The 266-nt window shown below is 48.9% G+C and carries 1 tRNA gene; it reads left to right on the forward strand.

Annotated elements, in window-relative coordinates:
- Positions 1 to 191: 191 nt before the first annotated feature.
- A tRNA-Met gene (locus FGT79_RS30775) sits at positions 192 to 265 on the forward strand.
- Position 266 lies beyond the last annotated feature (1 nt).

Raw genomic sequence — 266 nt, forward strand, 5'->3', positions numbered from 1 at the left:
TCGAGGGCTTATCCTAAACACGTTTACCGTGACCCATACATCCGGTAGACAGCAGCATATAAGGTTCAGCAAACCTAATCTTTCGTATCCAGTTTTCAGGGCGTAAATGCCTTGAAGGACTATGGTTGGATCTTATCTGAAGTCATTCAGATAGCGATTCAGCGAAAAATCCTAATAGATGAAACAATTGACGCGGGGTGGAGCAGCCCGGTAGCTCGTCGGGCTCATAACCCGAAGGCCGCAGGTTCAAATCCTGCCCCCGCAAC

The sequence above is a fragment of the Paenibacillus sinopodophylli genome, from assembly GCF_005930355.1.
GTDB classification, from domain to species: domain Bacteria; phylum Bacillota; class Bacilli; order Paenibacillales; family Paenibacillaceae; genus Pristimantibacillus; species Pristimantibacillus sinopodophylli.